The following is a 4596-nucleotide window of genomic DNA, read 5'->3' as shown; positions in this document are numbered from 1 at the left end:
CACAATCAATTTCTACCTATTTCTATAAATTTCAATCTATTTCTATTATCTTATCTCCATATCACTCTTATCTCCTTATCCCCTTTCTTACACTTTTGATATATAGCCTGAACGGTTACAATCTTTTGGTAACTATTCACCCTGTAGGAAAGTAGGAGAGTAGGGAAGTAGGAAAGGGAAAGAAAATGAATGAGAAGTTAGATGATTTTAGACAACTTGTAGTATGGCAAAAAAGCCATCATTTAGTAACTGGAGTTTCGTGAATTTTCTATGATTCCTTTCTCCTTTAATCTTTGCGTTCTTTGCGGTTGATTTCTTTGCGTTCTTTGCGGTTAAGTAACTATTCAGCATACCAAGCAAGTAAAGGGGGAAAAATACTTCATACTATTTTACTCCTGGAGTTTCGTTAATTTAAGGAGCCATTGAGGCTATTTGAATCCTTATCAATCTGTTTATTTTGCTCAAAGATGGCAAAATTAGGCTCAAAAGCCTGATGATTTTTTTTTGCAACTTATCCTTTGAAGTTGAGTTGATAAAAAATGCTTTACCTATTTTCTTCCCTTTGTGTCCTTTGCGTTACTACTTTGTGCCCTTTGTGATTTATCCTTTTTTAACCGCAAAGAACGCAAAGAAATTAACCGCGTAACTGTTCACCGCAGAAACACAGAGACGCAGAGAAAAAAATTAAGTAACTATTCAGCAATGTAGTTTCGTCATTTTTTAACTGTCTTTTTTTATCAAACCTGAAAGGTTTAAATTTTACATAACCGCAGGAGAAACCTGCGGAAACGAAACATCTACGACATCTCAACCCTGAAAGGGTTGAATTTCAGGCGATGGATAAAATTCGACCCTTTCAGGGTCGAGTAGTGCTCACGAGTCTTTTTCCGTAGATTATATCTACGGTTATGTGAAATTTAACACTTTCAGTGTTAAAAGGAAAAAAATGGAAGCTGAATAGTTACAAAATTAAAATCTATTCACCAGAGACAGAAATTTCCTTTTTTTTGTGTGCCTTTCGAGGCTTTCGTTGTTTATTAATCTTTTAATACTTACTTTTGACTAACTGTTTTTAAGCCTTTTTAAACACCGAAAAACGCGATAAACACGAAAAAGAGAGATTTTCCTCTCTGTTTCTCTGCGTCTCTGCGGTAAATTACCACCTGAACGCTTACAAATAATCACACAGAGACACAAAGTCACAAAGGAATTGAATAAAACAATAAACCTTTGTGTTCTTTGTGGCTTTGTGTGAGAAAATAAAAAGGAGATATTTTAGGGGCAAACCGTGAATGTGGAATGCACAATAATTCGGTGAGGCAGAGGAAAAGGAAAAGACAGCGAATCAGAGCTTTTGTCTAACCCTGCGTTGCAGTTGACGGCGGGGGACTGTGCCGTAATTAGAGTTTTGTGGTCTCTCAAAGTTTTATCTTGCTATCAAACTTTTGTGGTAATTCTCCCCGCCGCACCTGAACTTTATCGTTATCTGACAAATGATTTCATAAATATTAGGATGAAAGAGGTACTGAATGAAAGAATCAATATACCTTGAGACTACAGTAGTGAGCTATTATACTTCTAAGCCAAGTCGAGACATCATAGTCCTTGCTCATCAAGAAATTACACGCCAATGGTGGCCTATGGCAGTAGGACAATTTAACATTTTTATATCTGAGGTTGTAATTGAAGAAGCTGGATTGGGTGATCAAGAAGCGGCTAAAAGAAGGTTAGAAGAACTAAAGGACTTTCCTCATTTGGAATTGAATAATAAAGTTGAGGAAATGGCACAAGTATACATGGAAAAATTAGAAATTCCAGAAAAGTCTTTCCGTGACGCTGCTCATCTTGCTGTTGCCTCTGTTCATAACATTGATTATCTTATAACCTGGAATTGTGCACACCTTGCTAATGGTGAAGTTATTAAGAAGTTAATGAAGATAAACGAGCCCTTTGGTATTCACACACCGATTATTTGCACACCAGAGGAGTTAATGGAGGTGTAACTATGTGGCAAGACTCAATTGTCCAAGATGTCCACAAAGCAGGTGAAGAACTTGCAAAGCAAGCAAATTATGATCTGCACACTTTTTTTCAAAATCTGCGAAATAACGAAAAGAAAGAAAATTTCAAGGTAGTCAATCAGATAACCAATCGTTGCAGCGGACGGCGTTCCGCCGCCGCTGAACTTGATCGTTAGAAACGCGGGAACACAAAAAGGTAGGAAGGGGATTTGTAACTATTCAGCCACAGATGGACACAGATGAAACACTGATTTTATTTTTTGTAACCGTTCAGGCTATATATCAAAAGTGTAAGAAAGGGGATAAGGAGATAAGAGTGATATGGAGATAAGATAATAGAAATAGATTGAAATTTATAGAAATAGGTAGAAATTGATTGTGGAAAACAACAAATTTCCATAAATTTCTATTAGTTTCTATTAATTTCAATTTTTTTAATAATATCTCCCTATCTCCTTAATCTCCACATCTCCTTTTGTTACACCACCTGAATGCTTACTATTTTTTTATCCGTGCTAATCTGTGTTAATCAGTGGCTGAATAGTTACGGGGATTTTTTAAAATGGTTCAAATTAGTGTAGATGAAATAAAACAAAATTTATCGGTTTATCTTCCACATGTGGAATCTGGAGAGACGATTGTTGTTATGAAGGATGGTAAGCCACTGGCAGAATTCAGACCTGTTGTTTCGACTTCTAAACAACTACGACCTTTTGGATTATGCAAGGGAGAGTTTATCGTATCAGATGACTTTGACAATCCATTGCCAGAAAGTATCATTCAGGAGTTTGAAGAACAATGAAACTACTTTTGGATAGTCACATCTTTCTCTGGTTCATCAGCGGGGACAAACGATTACCAGAAGATATGCGAGATACCATTCGTAATCCTATTAACGAAGTCTACTTAAGTATTGTCTCGCTGTGGGAGGCGATCATTAAATACGAATTGGGGAGACTTTCATTACCCCAACCCCCAAACATCTATTTACCGATACAACGCCAAAGACATCAGATAGCCAGTTTATCTCTTGATGAAACCAGTGTATCTCAACTTGCTAACCTTGCTAAAATTCATCGTGATCCGTTTGATCGTATGTTGATCTGCCAAGCAATAGAACACAATTTGACAATTGTTACAGTGGATGGGTCCATTTGTGCCTATCCTGTTTCTGTCCTAAACCGTGTCTAACAATTTGCACCTGGCATTATTTAAATATCTTAATGATTCTTTCATTTTTAAATCTCCCACTTTATTATTTTATTTTAATATATTTTCTTTTATCTCTCAATAATTTTTTGTAAAATCAACAATTCTCGGTAAAAAACTTCTAACACCCTTTTTTTCACGAAAAGGACGCAAAGGTATTTTTTTCTTTGCGGTCTTTGCACCCTGGCGTGAAACTTCTCTCCTTTAAAATTCATACGAAAAATATAGCCTAATCCCTTGTTTTTTAACATAATCTTGAACACCGGGATGTGCCTGGTAGGTTACAAGAAGCCTTATCTGTTCTTCTGTCATATATTCCTTTACCATCTCAGCATGTTTTATAAAATCATCAACATCCCTCCTTTGAAGTTGGGACTTTGCTTCTCCTAGAATAAAATATTCCTTGTTCTGCAACCTTCCCCTTCCAAAGATGTTCACCTCTATATATCTTCCCTTCTTTGTTTCAATATAATCTCTTTTAATCCTTCCTATAATTTCTAATCCAAGGTCTCTTTTAAGAAGATGTGGAAGTGCCTTGAATGATTCGTCTTCAAGCCTAAAGCCAACTGTATGGTCAAGAGTGCCTAAGTGTTTCTGGAAACCCTTTTGAGAAACAGCGAGAGTTCTTACTTCTTTAGTAAGTGCTTCGTGGGATTTTGTAAGTGTTCTTACTTCTTCAGTAAGGGCTTCGTGGGATTTTGTAAGGGCTTTTAATTCCTCCTCTGTCCTTTTTTGTGCGATTGCAAGCTCCTTGACTATCTCCTTAAGCTCAGAAAAGTCATCCTTTTTAACAAAAGTCTCGCTTAAGACGGAATAGAGTGAGGTTTTAAATTGCTCATCCTTCTTTAATAATATAGGCAATATCCTAAGAAAATGCTCTTGTTCTTCCCTTATCAATGAAATAGCCATAGTTTTTTCTCCATTTGAAATTATATCCTTTTAACTGGTTAAAGTCAAGAACTTTTTTCTGAATTTTTCCAACCTGTGAAATAGAAGGATAAAATATCCCCCAATTAGGATGAGAAAAAGAATAAACAGCCCGCTCCTATGGAGCTAATTTGTTATGAGGGAGATAATCTTTCTACAAATATATCGCTCCTCTGGAGCTAATATGAATAAAGCTCCGTAGGAGCAATCTGTTTGTAGTATTTCGCAAAAGCAATATGTTTGTAGCTCCGTAGGAGCGACCTGTTTATAGTAGTAGTAGAGATTGAATATCTGTTTCTTGCATTTTATTTAAACGAGAGCGTTGCAAATGACTTTTAGTTATGGTGTAGGTTTGGAAGAGTTTTGGGTGATAAAAGATGCCAAAGTGACAAAAAAGAAATAATCTGCTTAGTTGACATCAAGAGGAGGAAATGCTATA

General features: G+C 36.2%; 6 protein-coding genes. 4 read left to right on the top strand and 2 right to left on the bottom strand.

Features of this window, described 5'->3' with window-relative positions:
* The first annotated feature begins 1529 nt into the window (after window positions 1-1529).
* Together AB1414_16035 and AB1414_16030 are read left to right on the top strand one after the other, a co-directional pair.
* A complete protein-coding gene (locus AB1414_16035) occupies window positions 1530-2003 on the top strand; it encodes a type II toxin-antitoxin system VapC family toxin (protein MEW6608929.1) in 474 nt (157 codons plus the stop codon).
* Window positions 2004-2005: 2 nt separating this feature from the next.
* Window positions 2006-2197, top strand: a complete 192-nt coding sequence (locus AB1414_16030; GenBank protein ID MEW6608928.1) for a hypothetical protein — start codon at window positions 2006-2008, stop codon at window positions 2195-2197.
* 77 nt (window positions 2198-2274) lie between these two features.
* Here AB1414_16030 and AB1414_16025 read toward each other — a convergent pair whose 3' ends face one another.
* Window positions 2275-2421: a hypothetical protein gene (locus tag AB1414_16025; GenBank protein MEW6608927.1), complete on the bottom strand. Its 147-nt coding sequence runs from the start codon at window positions 2419-2421 to the stop codon at window positions 2275-2277.
* Window positions 2422-2583: 162 nt separating this feature from the next.
* Between AB1414_16025 and AB1414_16020 the strand changes: the two genes are divergently transcribed.
* Window positions 2584-2823, top strand: coding sequence for a type II toxin-antitoxin system Phd/YefM family antitoxin (locus AB1414_16020; protein MEW6608926.1), 240 nt, complete (start codon window positions 2584-2586; stop codon window positions 2821-2823).
* On the top strand, window positions 2820-3212 hold the full coding sequence (locus tag AB1414_16015) for a type II toxin-antitoxin system VapC family toxin (protein ID MEW6608925.1): 393 nt from the start codon (window positions 2820-2822) through the stop codon (window positions 3210-3212). Before AB1414_16020 ends, AB1414_16015 begins: the two co-directional genes overlap by 4 nt.
* A gap of 222 nt (window positions 3213-3434) precedes the next feature.
* Here AB1414_16015 and AB1414_16010 read toward each other — a convergent pair whose 3' ends face one another.
* On the bottom strand, window positions 3435-4139 hold the full coding sequence (locus AB1414_16010) for a hypothetical protein (protein ID MEW6608924.1): 705 nt from the start codon (window positions 4137-4139) through the stop codon (window positions 3435-3437).
* Between the last annotated feature and the right edge of the window lie 457 nt (window positions 4140-4596).

Source organism: bacterium (assembly GCA_040755795.1).
GTDB lineage: Bacteria > UBA9089 > CG2-30-40-21 > CG2-30-40-21 > SBAY01 > JBFLXS01.
Note: the sequence above shows the minus strand (reverse complement) of the source record. Positions and strands in the feature narration are given on the sequence as shown.